We start from the raw sequence: 18917 nt of genomic DNA on the forward strand, positions 1-18917 counted from the left end.
TTCCGCGCGGGGCGGTCCGGGGTTATCCCCCCTTCGGATCCGGGAGTGGCCCGGATCCTCCGGCGGGCCCCGGATCCGTACGGTCGTAGAGCGCTCAGGGAGCGCTCGTCGTCCGCCCAGGGGGAGATCGTCATGGCTCACACCACCGGCACCACCCGCACCACCTCCGCTCGCGCGATCGCCGTCGCCGGTGCCGTGGCCGTTCTCGTCGCCGGGCTCAGTGCCTGCGGGGCGTCCGCCGGGGACGACACCGAGCCCGAGCAGCGGTCCTTCGGCCTCCAGGGGCGCACCCTGACCATCGACTCCGACGACTCGGCCCTGGAGATCGTCGCCGCCGGCGAGAACCCGGCGGGCAAGATCGAGGTCACCCGGTGGTTCAAGGGCTCGGTCGTCGTCGGCAAGGAGCCCGCGGTCACCTGGTCGATGCGGGACGACCGGCTGGTGCTGCGGCTGAAGTGCTCCGGCGTCGTCGCCGACTGCGCGGCGAAGCACCGCATCGAGGTGCCCCGGGGCGTCACCGTGAAGGTCCAGGAGGGTGACGGCAGTGTGCGCGCCCGGGGGTTCCGGGACCCGCTGAGCATTCGTACGAGCGACGGCTCCGTCCGCGTCACGGACACCGACGGGCCCCTGGAGCTGCGCACCGGCGACGGATCCATCCGGGCGGACGTCTCCTCCCGCGACGTGCGCACCCACACCGGCGACGGCTCGGCCCGGCTGGAACTGGGCGTCGTACCGGACCGCGTCGAATCCCGCAGCGGCGACGGTTCCGTGAGCATCGCGCTGCCCGAGGCCACCTACCGCGTGACCACCGAGACCGGCGACGGTGGCGTGGACGTGTCCGTGCCCCGCGACGAGAGCAGCGCTCATGTGGTGTCCGCCCGGACCGGCGACGGCAAAGTGACGGTCCGAACCGCGAACTAACCGGCCCGTGTGTTCGTCTCTAACCGGTGGGAGAATGACACCGGGCAGGGCGGACAACAGCACGGGAGAGGGATGTGACGGCGACACCAGGGCAGCCGCACTCGCCGTCGGTGCCGCGCGCGCACAGCCCGCGCCACCCCGTACCCCGCCGCCCCCTCCCCCACGCCCCGGGCCGTCCGCTGCGGGACGCGCTCACCCTGATGGCGCTGCCGCTGGTGGCCGCGCTGGCGCTGCCCGCCGCCTTCGCGGGCGGGGGTACGCGGCGCTGGTTCGGCGGCCGTGCCGAGAACCAGCGGGCTGAGGCCCAGGCCGCGAAGGACGCCGCGGCGGCCGCCTTCTACGAGCTGGACACCGCCCAGCGTGACCTGCGCATCTCGATAGAGACGATCAACGCTGTCGACGACTCGCCCGCCGCCCGGCGCGCCGTCGCCGATTTCGACGCCCTGGGCAGCCGCATCGACGAGGTCAGCCACCGGTACATCAACGCCGTCGACGCCCACGACCTCGACCGCGACGACCTGGAGGCCTCGGCCGCCTCCCGGGCCCGCACCGAGCTGACCGCGGCCAAGGAGGAACTGGGCCGGGTCAAGCAGGAGCTGGACCGGTTCACCGACGGCCTCGGCCCCCTGCTCGGCAAGGCCGAGACCCAGCTGGCCCGCCTCGCCCCCGCCGTCGAGCGCGCCCGCCAGGCCCTGCTCGGCGCCTCCAACGCGCTCGACTCTGTACGAGCGTCGAATCTGAAGGCGGACGACCTCGCCGCCGGGCTCGCCGCCCTCTCCCCGGAGCTGACCAAGCTGAACCAGGGCGCCGGCCGGCACGGCGTGCCGGAGACCCTGGAGCGGGCCGAGCGGGTCACCCGCGAGGCCGAGGCGATCCGTGTGGAGGCCGAGCGGCTGCCGGACCGCGCCGCCGAGATCGACCACCGGCTCGTCTCCCTGCGCACCCGCGCCCAGGCCCTCACCACCCGCTCCGAGCAGGTGGACCCGATCCTGAGCGAACTCCGCCGCCGTTTCACCGCGGCCTGCTGGCAGGACCTCCAGCGCGTCCCCGACGACGCCGCCGAGCACGTCCGCCGGGCCGAGACCAAGCTGGCCGAGGCCCGGTCCGCCCGCGTCGAGCAGCGCTGGGCCGACGCGACGGCCCTGCTGTCGACCGTGCGGGCCCTGCTGAACAGCACCGACGAGGCGGTCTCGGCCGCCGGCGACCGCCTGCACCGCCTGAACGCGGTGCAGAAGGACCCCCAGCAGGAGATCGACCGCACCCGCTTCGCCATCCGCGACGCCCAGCGCCTCGCCATGGCCGGCCGCAACACCCCCGACCCGCAGGACGCCCGCCCCCTGGACGAGGCGGTGTCCCGCCTCGATCGTGCGATCACCGGCCTGGAAGGCCGGCACCCGGACTACTGGCACTTCCTGACGGAGACGGAAGCGATCCGGCATGCGGTGGCCCGTGTGGTGGGCCGGATCCGCGAGGAGCGGGGAACCGGGCACTGAGCCCGGCCCCCACCCGGAATCAGGTGCGGTAGGCGTAGTAGTACGCGTTCGGGTCCGACGCGATGAGGCTCGCCACCGACCTGCGGAGGGTGTTGGTGGAGTGGTAGGTCACGTACGGCACGCCGCCGCTCTTGGACGTGACGATCATCGTGTGGTCCTTGGACCCGTCCCGGTTGAAGTCCATCTGGAGGACGTCACCGACCTCGAGCTGGTAGACGTTGGCGAGCGGCTTGGTCCGCTTGGAGTTCTGGGCGAACCAGGACCACTCGTTGACGCCGATGAACGAGTGCGACTGGATGTCGGCGTTGCCGAACCACTTGGTGTAGTCGTAGACGTAGCCGGGGGCGTGCTTCCAGCCGCCCGCCTTCAGGGACTGGCTGACGAAGTTGGTGCAGTCGCCGCCGGCGCCGCGGCCGCTGAAGTCCGGGTAGTCCTTGTTGTAGACGTTCCAGTGCTTCTCGGCGTAGGCCGCCATGGCCTTGTAGTCGTACGTCGTGCCGGTCTTCGGGGCGGCGGCCGGGTTGCGGGTGGTCGCCGCGCGCGGGGCGTTCGGCATGGTGTCGTCGGCGGCGGTCGCCTTGACGGGGGCCGGCTTGGAGAGCGTGTTCACCGCGAGTCCGCCCCGGTCGGCGTCGCGGATGCCGGTCAGCTGCCAGTCGCCCCGCCGGTCGGCCTTGAAGGTCAGCTCGTGCCGGGCCTGGAAGCCGGTGGTCTTCGGCGCGCCGCCACGGGCCCCGGCATAGGTCAGGGTCGTGGTCTCGGTGACCGCCGCCTTGGCCGTACGGCCCGTCACCCGCGTGGCGTCCAGGGTGACGGTGGTGCCGGCCTTGGCGTACTTCTCGCCGGCCTTCGCCAGCTTCTCCTGGCGCCGCTCCAGGCCGGACAGGACGGCGCCCTCGGCGCGGGCCGTGCCCGAGGACAGCTTGACGCCGCCGGTGAAGCCGTCGGTCAGCGGCTTGTCCCGGTCACCCTGTCCGCCGTCGACCAGGGCGTCGGTGCGGTCGGTGAAGACCGCGTCCGCCAGCCGCTGGAAGGTGGCCTTGGTCCGCGCGTCCACCGTCGGGTCGTCCAGGACCGCCGCGCCGGCGCTCCAGTTGGGCAGCAGGGCGACTCCGGCGACGACCGAGGTAGCCGCGGCCCCGAGTATCGTGGCGCGGCGTCGGGTCCCGTTCAACTTCCGTGATCTCACTGATGTTTTCCCCTCTTGCCCGGCCAAGGGTTGCCGGGGTAGCAGATCTTCGCATGAGATGTGTGGCTCCTGTGAAGAGGGCTGCCCCCTGTTACTTCACGAGTTACTTCACGACGGTCGACCAGTCGGGCGACTGCGCCGGGTCCAGGCCGCGCAGCCGCCGCAGCGTCTCGGGCTTCTGCACGTCGAGCCAGTCGGCCAGCTCCCTGAAGGACACGCACTTGACGTCCTTCTTGGTGCACATGTCCTTGACGACCCGGTCGACGGCCCGCATATAGATGCCGCCGTTCCAGTCCTCGAAGTGGTTTCCGATGAACAGCGGGGCCCGGCTGCCGTAGTAGACGCGGTTGAAGCCCGACATGTAGGAGGCGACCGTCTCTTCTTCCCACTCGGGGTACTTCGCCGGATCACCCTCGGTCTGCCCCTCGGACTGGTTGTAGAGGAAGTTGAAGTCCATCGACAGGCCCTGGTACTTGCCGCCCTCGTAGGGGAGCATCTGCAGCGGGAAGTCCCAGATGCCCTTCTTCTTGACGGGCCATATCTGGAAGTCGCCGGCGGAGCTGGCGTCGTAGCGCCATTTGTAGCCCTCGGCGGCCTTCAGCAGGTTCTCCTGGCCCTCCAGGCAGGGCGCACGGCCGCCGGTGACCTCCTTCCTGATGTCGAACGGCAGCGGGTCGACGTCCTGGAAGCCGGTGTTGGTCTTCCACTTCTCGACGAAGTCGTAGAACTGGTCGATCTCGCTCTTCCACTCCTCGACGCTCCAGTCGCCACCGCCCTTCTCGCCGCAGAAGTGGCCGTTGAAGTGGGTGCCGATCTCGTTTCCGCCCTGCCACGCCTTGCCGAGCTCCCGCACCGTGGTGCGGATGTGCTCGTCGGTGGCGTAGCTGATCGCCGCCGAGCCCTTGGCGTGCTGGGGCGGGGAGTAGAGCTCCTTCTTGCTCTTGGGCAGCAGGTAGATGCCCGTGAGGAAGAAGGTCATGTTCGCGTCGTACCGCTCGGCCAGCTCCCGGTAGTGCGAGAAGAGCCCGTCGTCGCCCTGCAGCGCGCCGTCCCACGAGAAGACCACGAACTGCGGCGGCTTCTCTCCCGGCTTGAGCGGCACCGGCTTCAACTGCCCCTTCTGCGGTCCGGTGTAGGAGGTGGAGCCGTCCCCGAGGACCTTCGTCCTGCCGTCCCACGTGGGTTCCCGGCCGGTCTTCGAGGAGGTCCCCTTGGGGCTCCCGGAGGAGGCGGTCGGGGCGGTGGTGTCCGAGCGGTTCAGGATCAGATAGCCCGCGACCAGGGACGCGACGACGAGGAGGGCCGCCAGGGTCAGCACCCCCGGAGGCGTGGCGCGGCGGGGTGCGCGGGGCCGGCGGCGGCGCCCGGACGGTGACTTCATACGCGGCTCATTCTGCGAAGGGCTGGGGGTGTCGAGGTGATGCCGGGCGGGGGTCAGCCGAGGCCCCGGGCATCGGACCAGATGGTGTACGCGACGCTGTCGTCGGAAGTGCCCGCGATCCCCTTCAACGGCAGTGGTTCGAGGCTCTTGGTGAGGTCGATGCGGTAGGCCACGACGGCCGTCGACACCGATGTGGCCGTGCCGACGTACCAGGCCGCGGTGTCGTTCGGCGTGGTGCCGGCCTTCCCGGCCACCGCTGTGGCCGTGTCCGCCCCCGGATGCGCGGCGCGAAAGGCGTCCCTGAGGCCGGACTGGACCGCTTCGGCCACCCCCGCCCTCACCGCACGGCGAGGCGCGGGCTTCGTCATGGTGACCCGGGAACCGTTGTGAGTGATCCGGGCCACCGAGTACGGCTCGACGTGCCTGCCCGCGGCGGCGAACGTGGCGTATCCGCTCGCCATGCGGATCGCGCTGGGCGTGGCGCTGCCCAGGGACATCGCGGGCACCTGCGGTCCGAAGCTGGAGGAGAGCAGGCCCGCCCTCTGGGCGGTTGCCCGCACCTCGTCCAGGCCGGTGTCCATGCCGAGCTGCATGAACGGCGTGTTCACCGACAGGGCGAGCGCCCGGCCCAGGCTGATCCGGCCGTGGGACTTGCCGCCGTCGTTGTGAGAGGTGACCTTCTTGCCGCCACGGTCCCAGTAGGGCCCCTCGGGCGTCATGACAGGGATGCCGTCGTCCCCGTCGTACAGCGTTTGCGGGGTGACCGGGGTCCGTGCGCCGCCCCGGGTCTTCCGCACGCCGTTCTCCAGGGCGGCGGCGTAGACGAACGGCTGGAAGGCCGAACCGGCGGGCACGGTGGTCGCGTTCGACTCGTTGTAGCCCTGTCTGCGGTGGTCGGGGCCGCCGTGGAGAGCGAGGATCCGCCCGTCGGTGGCCACCGAGGCGGCCCCGTAGTGCACGGTCTTCCCCTTGGCCTGGTCCTCCTTCCGCGCCTGCTTGCGGGCCTTGGCCACGGCTTGGGTGAGCGCGGTCTCCTGCTTGCGGTCGAAGGTCGTGTAGATCTGGTAGCCGCCGAGGTCGAACTCCTTGTCCGAAAGGTGTGCGGCCTTCTTGACGTACTGGGCGGCCAGCTCCACGAGGTAGTCGCTCTGCTTGCCGGTGTCGAATCCCGGCGCCCGCTTCAGGGGCTCGGGGAACTTCTTGTACGTGGCCCGCTCGGTCTTCGACAGCGTGCCGACGTCGACCATGCGGTCGAGGATCCAGGACCAGCGCTCCACCGCCCGGGCGTGGTTGTCCTTGCCCAGAGCGGGGTCGTAGAGCCCCGCGCCCTTGAGGAGGGAGGCGAGGAAGGCGGCCTCGCCCGCGTCGAGTTCACGGACGTCCTTGCCGTAGTAGGCCTGGGCGGCGCGCTGGATGCCGTAGGTGCCGCGGCCGAACCAGCTGGTATTGAGGTAGCCCTCGAGGACGTCGTCCTTGCTCATCTCGTTGTCGAGCTTGAGGGCGAGCATGGCCTCGGTGAACTTGCGGCCGACCGAGCGGTCCTGGTTGAGGTAGACGTTCTTGACGTACTGCTGGGTGATGGTGGAGCCGCCCTGCGTGTCCCCCTGGCCGACGGTGCGCCACACGGCGCGGGTGAGGCCGCTGAAGGAGATGCCGGGGTCGCTGTAGAAGCTCGCGTTCTCCGCAGCCAGCACCGCGTCACGAACGTCCTCGGGTATCTCCTTCAGCGGCATCTCCTGCCGTCGCACCCAGCCGGTGCGCGCCATGGGCGTCCCGTCGGACCAGTAGTAGACGTTGTCCTGCTGGGTGGCGTACGAGTTGAGGTTCTCGGGGATGTCGGTGGCGGCGTAGGAGACGCCCAGGAAGCCGACGGTCAGGCCGGTGAAGGTCAGCGCGACGCCGAGCCACTGCCGCCAGGAGGGCGCCCAGCGACGCCAGCCGGTGCGGTCGGGGTGCGGGTACCGGGGCACGACACGGGCGACGAGAGGTGCCAGCCGGGGACCGGCGGCGGCCCGGAGACGGGCCCCGGGGAAGGCCGGGGGGCCCGGCGCCGACGACGCGATGCGCCCGGCGGTCGCCCGGCCCCGTCCGTATGCTCCGCCTGCTCCGCCTGCTCCGCGACTTCCGCATTCAGGGAAGCGGGAGCCTTCAATTGCATGGTCTCTTCCGGCTCCCACCCAGCCTTGCTCACGGCTGCGTCTCCCCTCCCCGATTGCTGTGGTGCTCGCGCGTAAGGGCGTGGCCGCCGAGGTCAACGGCAGCGCGCCCCGCATCCCCCGGCCGCACAGCCTCCCTCGCGACGTTCGAAAACTATCAGCGCCCTTCACACCTTCTCCATACTGGTTCCGACAAGAATGATCCGAGGCAATCCCGAAGGACGGTTTTTCCGTTGCCGCGGCTTAATCTGTTCGTATGCCTCGCTACGAGTACCGCTGCCGGACCTGCGGCGACACCTTCGAACTGAGCCGTCCCATGGCGGAGTCCTCCGCTCCCGCGGCCTGCCCGTCGGGTCACGACGACACCGTGAAGCTCCTCTCCACGGTCGCGGTGGCCGGCTCGGCCTCCGCCCCGGCACCGGCACCCCGCGCGGGCGGTGGCGGTGGCGGCGGTTGCTGCGGGGGCGGCTGCTGCGGCTGACCCCGGCGACGTCCCGGACATGAGCTTCCTCAGGATGCCTTCAGGTCCGGTTCTCTAGCGTGGTCGGCATGACAGCCATAGCCGCCGCCGCGGACGCCGGACCGCAGTGGGTCAACGACCTCATGGACGCGCTGGGCGCGCCGGGTGCCGGTCTCGCCATCGCCCTGGAGAACCTGTTCCCGCCCCTGCCCAGCGAGGTGGTCCTGCCCCTCGCCGGGTTCGCCGCGAGCAGCGGGCGGATGAGCCTGCTCGCCGTCCTGCTGTGGACGACGGCCGGCTCGGTGATCGGCGCGCTCGCGCTGTACGGGATCGGTGCGCTGCTCGGCCGTGACCGGACGGTGGCGATGGCGAGCCGGCTGCCGTTGGTGAAGGTCTCCGACATCGAGAAGACGGAGGCGTGGTTCCTGAAGCACGGCACCAAGGCCGTGTTCTTCGGCCGGATGATCCCGATCTTCCGCAGCCTGATCTCCGTACCGGCGGGTGTCGAGCGCATGCGGCTGCCGGTGTTCCTGGGGCTGACCACGCTGGGCAGCGCGATCTGGAACACGGTGTTCGTCCTCGCGGGCTACACCCTCGGCGCGAACTGGCACCAGATCTCGGACATCGTCTCGACCTACTCGAAGGTGGTCATCGCCGGGGCGGCCGTGGCGGCGGCGGCGTTCATCGGCGTACGGCTGCTGCGGCGCCCTCGAGGGGCGCGGGGAACTGCGCGAACGGCCACGACGCACCCGCACCCGCACGACGACCAGCCCACCCGAGCTCTCAGGCGCCCCGCACTGCCCCCAGAAACTCCGTCAGGATCCGCTCCCCTGCGAGAACACCCCGTTCGGGAAGCACCCTGATCGAGGGCGCCGTGAAGCCGGTGTCGGCCAGCTCCCCGTGGCCCGGGCGCCAGCCCTGGTCGGCCGCGAGGAGCAGGTCGGCGTCGAGCAGTGAGTCGCCCGCGGCGAGGGTGAGCTCGGCACCGGTCCGCCGGGCGACCTCACGCAGCGCCGCGCTCTTGGTGAGCGGCTTGGGAACCGCGTAGATCTTGCGGCCCTGGAGGGACACGGTCCAGCCGCGGTTCTCGGCCCACACCGCGAGTTCCTTCACCCAGTCCTCGTCGAGCAGTTCCCGCTCGACGACGAGGTAGGCGAACAGGTCGTCGGCGACGCGGTGCTTGCGCACCCAGACCGGGTCGGCGGCTCTCAGCAGGTGTTCCTGCACCTCGGCGAGGGGCGCGCACTGGTCGGCGAGCCGTGCGGTCACCTGCGCATGCCAGTCAGGGTCGGAGACACCGTCCACCAGCAGGTGCCCGCCGTTGGCGCAGATCGCGTATGTGGGCTCGGGGCCCGGCAGGTTGATGCGCTGGTACTGCTTGCGCGTCCGGGTCGTCGTCGGCACGAACACGGCCGCGTCGCCCAGCTCGGCGAGGAGCCGGGCCGCCGTCTCCGTCATGTACGACAGCGGCTTGCTCTCGTGCACCTCCACGCACAGCAGCCGGGGCGCCCGGGCGTCCGGCATGGTGAGCGCCAGGGCGGCGGCGGAGTAGATCAGGGTGCGATCGAGGTCGCTCGCGACGAGTACGGGCATCAGACCGACACCGCCTTGCCGTCGGCGCCGGTCGCGCCCCGGGTGTACTTGGGGTGGATCAACCCGACGCAGGTGTAGGGCAGTTCGTCGGCCTCCTCGACGGGCACGCCGCGCTGCTCGGCCAGCAGGCGTACATGGTCGAGGTCGCTGCCCGCTCCGGCACGGGCCAGGATCTTCCAGGGCACGCGGCGCAGCAGCACCCGGGTGGTCTCGCCGACGCCGGGCTTGACGAGGTTCACGTCGTGGATGCCGTACTCCTCACAGATGCGCTCGACGGCGGCCCAGCCCTCCCAGGTGGGCGAGCGGTCGGCGGCGAGCAGTTCCTTGGCCTGGGCGCAGGCCGCGTCCTCGACCTCGGGGAAGCGGGCGGACACGGCGTCCAGGAAGGCCACCGAGACGTCGGTGCCGGCGAGTTCGCGGTAGAACTTCGCGCCGTGGAAGTCGTGCGGACCGACCAGGTCCGCCCGCAGCACGGTCCGCGAGATCAGGCCGGACACGGTCGAGTTGAGGCAGGCGGAGGGGATGAGGAAGTCCTCGCGGGTGCCGTAGGTCCGCACGCAGGAGCCCGGGTCGGCCAGGACCGCGATCTCGGAGCTGAAGCCGGTGATGCCGTCGGACTTCTCGAACTCCTCCAAAGCCTGGGCGAGTTCGCGGGTGATGGCGCCCTTGCCGGTCCAGCCGTCGACGAAGACGACGTCCCGCGGGTCGTGGTGCGCGGCGAGCCAGCGCAGCGCGTTGGCGTCGATGCCGCGGCCGCGGACGATCGACACGGCGTAGTGCGGCAGGTCGATGCCGTGCCGGTACTGGGCCCAGCGGCGCATGAGGATGCCGACGGGTGTTCCCGCGCGGGCCAGGGAGACCAGGACGGGGCGCGGACCGCATTCGGCGAGGACCGTCTCCGTGACCACGCCGGCCGCCTGGGCGATGCGGGCCGCCGAGTCGTCCAGCGCGGCGTGGAACAGCTCCTGGTACCGCTCGCTCGGCTGGTACTCCACGGGCAGCGACTCCGCGTAGTGCGCGCCGCCGCTCTGGATGGCCTCCTCGCGCTCCTCGGTCGGCGCCTCCAGCGTCACGTCCGAGAGGTCCTGGAGCAGCCAGCCGACCTCCTCGGGCGCGTACGAGGAGAAGTCGGGGCCGCGCAGGGGCTCGGGCAGCATGGAGGGCCTTTCGGGGACGTACGACGGTATGACGGCGAGCAGGACCCGCGGCGTGTGCGCGGCGAGCCGGGCCAGCAGACCGTCGGGCGCGTGCAGCGCGGGGGTGTCCCCGGCCGAGTCGACGACCGCGACGACGGCGTCGAATCCGGCGCCGGCGACGTTGTAGGCGTACCGCTCGCCCGGGCCGTCGGCGGGGTCGTCGTGGGCGGGGAAGGCGAGGCGGGTGCGTATCGCGTAGCCCGGGTCGTCGACGGCCAGGACGGGTGAGCGGGTGGTGGTCGAGTAGCGGACCTCGAGGTCCGTCACCCGTTCCAGCTCTCGGGCCAGCCTCAGCGGCGCGTACATCAGCTCCTCGAAGCCGAGTATGTGCACGCGCCGGGCGCCCTCAGGCAGCGCCTCGGCGATCCGGGCGGCCATGCCGGGCAGGGCGGCCTCCAGCCGCTCCCGATGGGCCGGGGTGAACCCGTGCCGGGCGCCGTCCGGCAGGTCTGCGGGCCAGCGCAGGTCTATGCGGTTGTCGTCCGGGTGCGGGCCGGTGGGGGTTGTTCGCGCGGTTCCCCGCGCCCCTGAAAGGGGCGTGTCGGCATCGCCCTCAAGGGGCGCGGGGAACCGCGCGAGCGACCACGACGGCGCCGCACCCGCCGACGAACCCTCCGCACTCTCCGGCTCGTACCGCGCCACCAGCTCCTGCCCCTTCTCCAGCACCCCCTCGGGCAGCCGCACGGTCCCCCTGGCAGCCGTCACCAGATCGACCCGGGCTTCGATCTCCCCGGCGAAATCCGCGAGGCGACTCGCGTCCGCCGCCGACCGCATGTCCACCAGCGCCACCACGACATACCTCCGCCGCGGATACCGCTCATGAAGGTCCCGGATGGTGTTCAGCACCGTGTTCCCCGTGGAGAACTCGTCGTCGACCAGGACCAGCGGCCCGTCCCCGGACAGCAGCGCGGGATCCTCCGGCAGGAGCAGATGCGAGGTCGCGTGCGAGTGGGCCTCCTCGAAGCCGCCGGCCGCCGTGACACCGGCGACGGGGCGGCGCGTGGAGTGCAGGTACGGGGCGAGGCCCAGCCCGTCGGCGACGGAGTGGCCGAGGCCGGTCGCGGTCTCCGCGTAGCCGAGGACGACCGCCCGGGCCGCCTCCTCGTCGCCCAGCAGCGCTCGCACACGGCGGCCGAGCTCGACGCCATGGCCGTGGACGACGGACGGCGACTGCGGCACATGCTTGCCCAGCACGTTCGACACCAGCAGATGGGCCCGCTTGGGGTTGCGGCGCAGCGCCAGCCCCAGCATGTCGGTCAGCCGGTCGTCGCCGACGAGCTCGACGCCCAGCCGCTCCGCGACCCAGCTGCCGGACCAGACACCGCCGGCTTCGTCGCGCACCTCGCCGCGCACCCCCTCGTTCACTGCCTTCTCCACCAACCGTTCGAATTCTTCGGATGCCATGCGGATGAACGGGCCGCGTCAGCCGGGCAGGCCGGCGGCGAGCAGTTCCACGAAGCCGATGTCCTCGTTCGCCACGCCGAAAACCTCGGCACGCAGCAGGGTCCGCTCGGCCCAGGCCCGGTGCGGCTTCACCTCGTTCATCTTGTTCGTGTACGACGATCGAAGCACACCCCCGCCGCCCCGCTCGGGGCGCAGGATGTCCTGGGCGTCCGAGAACTCCTCGTGGCTGACGACCGACAGGGCGTGCACCGGAAGCACGTGGGAGGGGTGGATGCAGGTCTTGCCCAGCAGGCCGTTCGCCTGGTCCAGGGAGATCTCCCTCAGCAGGCCGTCCATAGCGTGCTCGATCAGCTTCTCGCGCAGTTCCGCGGCCTGCACCTCGAGGAAGGGGCTCTGCCGCAGCAGCGGCTTGAACATGCGCTCCTGGACCCGGAAGTACTCCCACACCGGCCCGGTCACGGTGAAGCCGGTCCCGTCGGCGCGGCCCAGCATGTTCACCACGTCGGCGATGACGGAGGCGACGATCTGCACGTCGTACGCCGTCATGTCGGGGCCTCTGCGCAGCCCGTAGGAGGAGCAGAAGTCCGTCACGCCGAGCCGCAGCGCGAGGACGCGGTCGCGGTACTTGTCGACGGCCCGGGAGATGCCCTCCAGGGTCTCCACACGGGACTCCCGGTAGAGCAGCTCCGGCGACTCCAGCACCGGCATGGCGAAAAGGCGACGGCCGCTTTCGGCCTCGGCGGTCGCCAGTGCCTCGAGGAAGGGGATGCCCCGCTCCGCGGTGAACTTCGGCAGTACGAATCCGGACAGCAGCCGGGCGGAGGTGCCGAGCCGTCGTACGAGGTCGGGGATCTGCTCGGGGACGCGGACCCGGATGAACAGCAGGGGCAGATCCGCGTCCGGGAGGCCGTCCAGGGCCTTGAACTGGCGGACGAGGTTCTCCTCGCCCGGGCCGACGTCCGCGTCGTCGATGGAGTCCTCCAGGCACAGCACCATCGAGACGACACCGCGCCCGGCCTGCTTGAGGACGTCGTCGGCGAGGCGGGGCCGGGTGGCCGGACTGTAGAGCGTGGCGCCCAGGGCCGCCGCGAGCAGCCGGGCCGGGGATTCCGGCGTGAAGACGCACGGCTCGCGGTGGAAGAGGCGCTTCCGCACTTCAGGGGCGATGTGCCCGAAATGACGCATGGAACTCCCCCGTGGTTGTCGTGCGGCCTGCGAATCGTCGAAAGGTGGCCGGTAATAGTACGTAGAAGTCCATGTCAGAGGTTCCCGTCAGGCATGAATTTCAGGTAACGCGGGCAAGCACAGCCAGGCCCGGCCATGACGACGGTAGTCCGCGACGGCCGTCGGCGCCGCTCGTGGAGCCCGGCCCCGCGTTGTCGTGAGCAGGACCGAGAAGGCAGGATGACCGCATGACGCACGCGATGCTGAAGGGGTCGAACGTCCCGCTGGAAGCCACCACGGTGCGCGCCGTGCTGCGCTGGACACCCGGACAGGGGGTTCCGGACGTCGATGCCTCCGCGCTGCTCCTCGGCCCCGACGGTCGTGTGCGCTCCGACGAGGACTTCGTCTTCTACAACCAGCCCCGGCACCCCTCGGGGAAGGTGTGGCGGCTCGGCAAGAAGCGGACCGCCGAGGGCCTGACCGACACGATCCAGACAGAGCTCACCGGTGTCGAGTCGGGAGTCGGCCGGATTCTGCTGGTCGCATCGGCGGACGGCATCCCGTTCGACCGCGTACAGGCACTGCGCATTCTGCTGTACGACGCGGCGGGCACCGAGGCGGAAGCGCTGGCGTACTTCGACGTCAAGCCGGAGACGGGCGAGGAGACCGCACTGATCTGCGGCGAGCTGTACCGGCGCGGCGAGGGCTGGAAGTTCCGGGCGCTCGGCGAGGGCTATTCGAACGGGCTGCAGGGGCTCGCGACCGACTACGGCATCTCGGTGGACGAGTCGGAGGCCGCGCAGGAGACGACGGCCCTGCCCACCACGGCCGCGACCACACAGCAGCCCGCCCCGAGGTGTCCCGGCCGCTGCCTCCGGAGCAGCCGACCATCGTCCCCGCGCAGCCCGCGTACGGTTATCCGCCCCAGCAGCCGGCGACGACCCAGCCGGCGTACGGCTACCCGCAGCCCGCGAGCAGGCCCGCGTACGGCTACCCCCAGGCACCGGCCGCGGCGGGCGTCGCGGGGGCGCAGACCGGCTACGGCTATCCGCCGCCGATCGCCCCGGCCCCGACCCGGACTTCCGCCTGCCTCCGCAGGGTCCGCAGTTCATCGGGCGCTGAGAAGCCCCGGACCGAGTACCGCGTCCGCACCCGCCGGGGCTCTCAGCGCTCGACCTTCGTCTTGTAGCCCCGGCCCCACTGCAGTCCCCACCCGTACAGCCGGTCCAGCTCGGCCTGGAACCCGTAGACGAACTTCGCCTCGCGACGCACGATGATCTCGTCGTTCTTGATCTTCTCGATCATGACGACGGCGCAGGAGCGCGCCTGCGGCTGGCGTTCGTCGAGGTGGATCTCGATGCGCGGGCCGCTGCTCGGGTAGAGGGTGACGCTGGCGTGGGTGCGGTCAAAGGCGGGTGTCTGGTCGTAGATGTAGACGAAGACCAGGAGCCGCTTGATGTTGTCGCGGTGGTCGAGGTTGATGTACATCGTCTCGCCGGACCCGGAGCCGAAGCGGTCGTCGCCGCTGAGCTTGACGTACGGCGGGGCGTTGACGTCGCCGAAGTAGCCGCCGAGGGGCTGGACGACGCCCTTGGTGCCGTCCTGGAGTTCGTAGAGGCAGCCCAGGTCGAGGTCGACGTTGACCATGCTCTGGCTGTGGCCGACGACCTCAGGTGGCTTGAGGGCCCGGAAGGGGTGCCGCAGCAGGCTCTCGCGCTGGGGACCGCCGATGTCGGACGTGCGCATCCGCCAGCTCAGATTGACGCGCAGATGGCCGTTGGCCGCGTCCTGCTTGGTGAGTGATATCTGCGAGTGCCGCTTGGTCAGCTCGATCGCGTTCGTGGCCGCGTGGCCCGAGTCGAACTGCATGTTCCGCCCGCGCCCGAGTCCGTCGAACAGGCCCATTCCGCCCCCACGTTCACTTGGAGACCGCAGGTCATCGCATTGCCCGCGGCCGTGACGACCGACGGGGCGGCGCCGAGGACTCGCCTCGGCAGCCGCCCCGCACAGAGCGTTCCTCACCCGGAGGGGTGTCACACCCCGGAGGAGACCTCAGTCTTCTCGTCCGAGCCGGCCTCTCCCTCGGCCGCCGCGAGCCGCTTGTTGCGGCGGACGGAGGACCAGAAGGAGGCGCCGATCAGGATGACGCCGATGGAGCCGGTGATGAACTCGTTGATCTCGTACTGGATGGTGACGAGGAGGACCATGGCGAGGGCGCCGATGGCGTAGTGGGCGCCGTGCTCCAGGTAGACGTAGTCGTCGAGGGTGCCCTCGCGGACCAGGTAGACGGTCAGCGACCGGACGTACATGGCGCCGATGCCGAGGCCGAGGGCCATCAGGACGATGTCGTTGGTGATGGCGAAGGCGCCGATCACACCGTCGAAGGAGAAGGACGCGTCCAGGACCTCCAGGTAGAGGAACATGAAGAACGCGGCCTTGCCGGCCAGCTTGACCGCCGACTTGGGCTTGCCTTCGCGGGCGGCCTTCTCCTCGGCCTCGTGCTCGCGCTCCTCCTCCTCTTCGAGCTTGTCCTCGAAGTAGCCGGAGAGGCCGCCGACGATCATGTAGGTGATCAGACCGCCGATACCGGCGAGCAGGACGGTCTCCGCCTTGTCGGCGTGGGTGCCACCGTGCTGATGGGCGTTGGCGCCGAAGGTGATCGAGGAGATCAGCAGGACGATCAGGGCGATGCAGACCGACAGCATGTCGACCTTGCCGAGCTTGGCCAGCGGGCGCTCCAGCCAGCGGAGCCACTTGATGTCCCGGTCCTCGAAGATGAAGTCGAGGAAGATCATCAGCAGGAACATGCCACCGAAGGCGGCGATCGACGGGTGGGCGTCGGTGACGTACTGCTGGTACTGGTCCTTGTCGGTGAGCGCGAGGTCGACGGCCTCGAGCGGTCCGAGCTGGGCGCTGAGCGCGACGATCACGACGGGGAAGACCAGCCGCATGCCGAAGACGGCGATCAGGATCCCGATCGTGAGGAAGATCTTCTGCCAGAAGGCATTCATCTTCTTCAGGATCCCGGCGTTGACCACGGCGTTGTCGAAGGACAGCGAGATCTCGAGGACGGACAGGATCGCTACGACGCCGAACGCGGTCCACCCTCCGTAGAGAACCGCTGCGACCAGGCCGAGCGCGGTGACCGCGAACGACCACCCGAAGGTTTTCAGAACCACTGGCTACCCAATCGTGTGTGTACGGGGCTCCCCGCGCCGTACCCGGCTTTACGAACTTTTGAAGCCGAAGTCTAGTCCGGCCCCTTCCATACCCCGCCGGGCCCCGGATTTTGCTCATATCGCGTTATGAGACGTTGACTCCGAAGTCCAGCGCGATCCCCCGCAGCCCCGACGCGTACCCCTGCCCCACCGCCCTGAACTTCCATTCGCTCTGGTAGCGATAGACCTCGCCGAAGATCATCGCGGTCTCCGTGGAGGCGTCCTCGCTCAGGTCGTAGCGGGCGAGTTCCTGGCCGTCCGCCTGGTTCACGACGCGGATGAAGGCGTTGGTGACCTGGCCGAAGGTCTGGCCGCGCTCGTCGGCCATGTGGATGGAGACGGGGAACACGATCTTGTCGCACTGCGGCGGCACCTTGGAGAGGTCGATCAGGAGCGACTCGTCGTCGCCGTCGCCCTCACCGGTGAGGTTGTCACCGGTGTGCTCCACCGAGCCGTCCGGGCTCTTGAGCTGGTTGTAGAACACGAACCACTCGTCCCCGAGCACGCGCCCGCCGCCGCACATCAGGGCGCTGGCGTCGAGGTCGAAGGGGGCTCCGGTGGTGGAGCGCGCGTCCCAGCCGAGCCCGATCATCACCTGCGTGAGGTTCGGTGCGGCTTTGGACAGGGAGACATTGCCTCCCTTGGCGAGCGTGACGCCCATGGTTCCCTCCCCGGGTGATGTTTCTGAGGTGGTCCTGCACGTCCGGCGCCGCACGTAAACCGTGCGGCGCCGGATGGTGAGACCTTGAGCTCTTCGGCTCAGACGTTCACGCCGAAGTCCTGCGCGATGCCGCGCAGGCCTGAGGCGTAGCCCTGGCCGATGGCGCGGAACTTCCACTCCGCGCCGTGCCGGTAGAGCTCACCGAAGACCATGGCGGTCTCGGTGGAGGCGTCCTCGCTCAGGTCGTACCGGGCGATCTCGGTGCCGCCGGCCTGGTTCACGACGCGGATGAACGCGTTGCGCACCTGGCCGAAGGACTGCTGGCGGGTCTCGGCGTCGTAGATCGAGACCGGGAAGACGATCTTCTCGACGTCGGCCGGGACGGTGGCGAGGTCGACCTTGATCTGCTCGTCGTCGCCCTCGCCCTCACCGGTGAGGTTGTCGCCGGTGTGCTCGACGGAGCCGTCCGGCGTCTTGAGGTTGTTGAAGAAGATGAAGTGCTGGTCGTTGCCGACCTTGCCGGAGTTGTTCAGCAGCAGCGCACTGGCGTCCAGGTCGAAGTCGGTGCCGGTCGTGGTGCGGATGTCCCACCCCAGACCGATGATGACCGCGGTCAGGCCCGGCGCCTCCTTGCTAAGCGATACGTTGCCGCCCTTGCTGAGGCTGACTCCCACGAGTCCTCCATTGGTGTTCTGGGGCGGGATGCCCCGTTGTGCTCGGATGTCGGATCAACGAGTCGATCCTAGTGACGGGTTCCCGCCCCACCCAGGCCCTGAAGCCGGGAATTCAGCGGTGTCGGGCGCAGGACGCCCGACCGGCGTCACAGGGAGTCGAGCGCCTTCACGTAGTCGTTCAGGTCGCGCGCGTCCGGCAGGCCGTTGACGACGGTCCACCTCACGACGCCCTCCTTGTCGATGACGAAGGTGCCGCGCACGGCGCAGCCCTTGTCCTCGTCGAAGACGCCGTAGTCCCGCGAGACGTTGCCGTGCGGCCAGAAATCCGACAGCAGCGGGTACTCCAGACCCTCCTGCTCGGCGAAGACGCGCAGCGTGTGGATGGAGTCGTTGGAGACGGCGAGCAGCTGGGTGTCGCGGTCGGCGAACTGCGGCAGGTGGTCACGCAGCTCGCACAGCTCGCCGGTGCACACACCGGTGAAGGCGAAGGGGTAGAAGAGCAGCACGACGTTCTTCGCGCCGCGGAAGTCGGACAGCCGCACGCTCGCGCCGTGGTTGTCCTTGAGCTCGAAGTCGGGGGCCTTCTCGCCGGCCTGGATCGCCATCGTGGTGGGTGTCCCTTCGTGCGGCTTCTCGGGTGGAACCACCCTACGCAGGGACCGGGGCAGGCCGATGGGCGGGCCGACAGCGTCGGCCCGCCCCGTCCGAACGACTAACGCTTGGACTTGGCGGCCTTCGGCGTGGCCAGCCGGCTGCCGCTCCAGTCCTTTCCGACGCTGACGCTCTTGGACGCCGTCAGACCCGCCGTGGTGGCGGCCTCCGAGATGTCGCTCGGCTCCACATAGCCCGAACGGCCGGTCTTCGGCGTGAGGAGCAGGATCGCGCCGCCCTCTTCGATGTACGTGGTGGCATCGACCAGCGAGTCCGTCAGGTCGCCGTCGTCGTCACGGAACCACAGCACAACGGCGTCGGCCACGTCGTCGTAGTCCTCGTCCACCAGGTCGCTCTCCACAATGCCTTCGATGGCCTCGCGGAGTTCCTGGTCCACGTCGTCGTCGTAGCCGATCTCCTGGACCACCTGCCCGGGCTGGAACCCCAGCCTGGCGGCAGGGTTCGTCCGCTCCTCCGCGTGGTCCGCGGTCGCGCTCACGGGTTGCCTCCTGATCATGTTTTGGGAATGTCTCAGCCACGCGCGTGCGCGAAGCATTGGCCGTAGTCCACACGGGCGGGGCGGATCGCGCAAGTACCCGGCCGTTCAGACCGCCGAAACGGTGACGATCCTGGCCGTGTCACCGCAACTCCAGGCACACCATCATGGTCCGAGGTGACGTACACCACACCTTTCTGCCCTGTTTGGGCGTTTGGGAATCGTCTGTGGGTACGAGACTCGAATGTATTCGTCCCATA

At 70.0% G+C, this 18917-nt stretch carries 15 protein-coding genes and 2 pseudogenes; 5 read left to right on the forward strand and 12 right to left on the reverse strand.

Annotation, left to right across the window (positions count from 1 at the left end):
• Positions 1–132 precede the first annotated feature (132 nt).
• Together ACQEV8_RS13065 and ACQEV8_RS13070 are read left to right on the forward strand one after the other, a co-directional pair.
• Complete coding sequence (locus tag ACQEV8_RS13065) at positions 133–921, forward strand: DUF4097 family beta strand repeat-containing protein (RefSeq protein WP_432959804.1); 789 nt, start codon at positions 133–135, stop codon at positions 919–921.
• Positions 922–995: 74 nt separating this feature from the next.
• Positions 996–2414: a hypothetical protein gene (locus ACQEV8_RS13070; RefSeq protein WP_432959805.1), complete on the forward strand. Its 1419-nt coding sequence runs from the start codon at positions 996–998 to the stop codon at positions 2412–2414.
• Positions 2415–2433: 19 nt separating this feature from the next.
• Here ACQEV8_RS13070 and ACQEV8_RS13075 read toward each other — a convergent pair whose 3' ends face one another.
• The 3 genes and pseudogenes from ACQEV8_RS13075 to ACQEV8_RS13085 form a co-directional block, all read right to left on the reverse strand.
• Positions 2434–3588, reverse strand: a complete 1155-nt coding sequence (locus tag ACQEV8_RS13075) for an amidase domain-containing protein (RefSeq protein ID WP_432959806.1) — start codon at positions 3586–3588, stop codon at positions 2434–2436.
• A 118-nt stretch (positions 3589–3706) separates the two neighbouring features.
• Positions 3707–4984 (reverse strand): hypothetical protein, encoded by a 1278-nt coding sequence (locus ACQEV8_RS13080; RefSeq protein WP_432959807.1) that lies wholly within the window; start codon positions 4982–4984, stop codon positions 3707–3709.
• A 53-nt stretch (positions 4985–5037) separates the two neighbouring features.
• Positions 5038–7142: pseudogene (locus ACQEV8_RS13085) on the reverse strand (transglycosylase domain-containing protein).
• Between the two features lie 254 nt (positions 7143–7396).
• On the opposite strand from ACQEV8_RS13085, the gene ACQEV8_RS13090 reads away from it, so the two are divergent.
• The gene (locus ACQEV8_RS13090; protein WP_432959808.1) at positions 7397–7621 is read left to right on the forward strand and encodes an FmdB family zinc ribbon protein; all 225 of its coding nucleotides are present in this window, start codon (positions 7397–7399) and stop codon (positions 7619–7621) included.
• 68 nt (positions 7622–7689) lie between these two features.
• Complete coding sequence (locus ACQEV8_RS13095; RefSeq protein ID WP_432959809.1) at positions 7690–8463, forward strand: DedA family protein; 774 nt, start codon at positions 7690–7692, stop codon at positions 8461–8463.
• On the opposite strand, the gene ACQEV8_RS13100 is transcribed toward ACQEV8_RS13095, so the two are convergent.
• From ACQEV8_RS13100 to ACQEV8_RS13110, 3 genes are read right to left on the reverse strand one after another with little or no spacing between them, the layout of a single operon-like run.
• Positions 8384–9193 carry an HAD family hydrolase gene (locus tag ACQEV8_RS13100; protein ID WP_432959810.1) on the reverse strand — a complete coding sequence of 270 codons (810 nt, stop codon included), beginning with the start codon at positions 9191–9193 and terminating at the stop codon, positions 8384–8386. The genes ACQEV8_RS13095 and ACQEV8_RS13100 overlap by 80 nt on opposite strands.
• On the reverse strand, positions 9193–11793 hold the full coding sequence (locus ACQEV8_RS13105; RefSeq protein ID WP_432959811.1) for a phosphoribosyltransferase: 2601 nt from the start codon (positions 11791–11793) through the stop codon (positions 9193–9195). The genes ACQEV8_RS13100 and ACQEV8_RS13105 overlap by 1 nt, the downstream gene beginning before the upstream one ends.
• Before the next feature lie 18 nt (positions 11794–11811).
• Positions 11812–12978, reverse strand: a complete 1167-nt coding sequence (locus ACQEV8_RS13110) for an HpcH/HpaI aldolase/citrate lyase family protein (protein ID WP_432959812.1) — start codon at positions 12976–12978, stop codon at positions 11812–11814.
• Between the two features lie 227 nt (positions 12979–13205).
• On the opposite strand from ACQEV8_RS13110, the pseudogene ACQEV8_RS13115 reads away from it, so the two are divergent.
• Positions 13206–14079: pseudogene (locus ACQEV8_RS13115) on the forward strand (TerD family protein).
• Positions 14080–14121: 42 nt separating this feature from the next.
• Here the strand turns inward: ACQEV8_RS13115 and ACQEV8_RS13120 are convergent.
• From ACQEV8_RS13120 to ACQEV8_RS13145, 6 genes are all read right to left on the reverse strand, one after another.
• Entirely contained in the window at positions 14122–14862 is a 741-nt protein-coding gene (locus tag ACQEV8_RS13120) for a TerD family protein (RefSeq protein ID WP_432959813.1), read from the reverse strand.
• 128 nt (positions 14863–14990) lie between these two features.
• Entirely contained in the window at positions 14991–16136 is a 1146-nt protein-coding gene (locus ACQEV8_RS13125) for a DUF475 domain-containing protein (protein WP_432959814.1), read from the reverse strand.
• Between the two features lie 124 nt (positions 16137–16260).
• The gene (locus ACQEV8_RS13130; RefSeq protein ID WP_432959815.1) at positions 16261–16836 is read right to left on the reverse strand and encodes a TerD family protein; all 576 of its coding nucleotides are present in this window, start codon (positions 16834–16836) and stop codon (positions 16261–16263) included.
• 98 nt (positions 16837–16934) lie between these two features.
• The gene (locus ACQEV8_RS13135) at positions 16935–17510 is read right to left on the reverse strand and encodes a TerD family protein (RefSeq protein WP_184592174.1); all 576 of its coding nucleotides are present in this window, start codon (positions 17508–17510) and stop codon (positions 16935–16937) included.
• A gap of 146 nt (positions 17511–17656) precedes the next feature.
• Positions 17657–18115, reverse strand: a complete 459-nt coding sequence (locus ACQEV8_RS13140; RefSeq protein WP_432959816.1) for a peroxiredoxin — start codon at positions 18113–18115, stop codon at positions 17657–17659.
• 107 nt (positions 18116–18222) lie between these two features.
• Positions 18223–18660 carry a DUF3052 domain-containing protein gene (locus ACQEV8_RS13145; RefSeq protein WP_039932421.1) on the reverse strand — a complete coding sequence of 146 codons (438 nt, stop codon included), beginning with the start codon at positions 18658–18660 and terminating at the stop codon, positions 18223–18225.
• Positions 18661–18917: the final 257 nt, after the last annotated feature.

The sequence above is a fragment of the Streptomyces sp. CA-179760 genome, assembly GCF_050937045.1.
Taxonomy (GTDB): Bacteria; Actinomycetota; Actinomycetes; order Streptomycetales; family Streptomycetaceae; genus Streptomyces.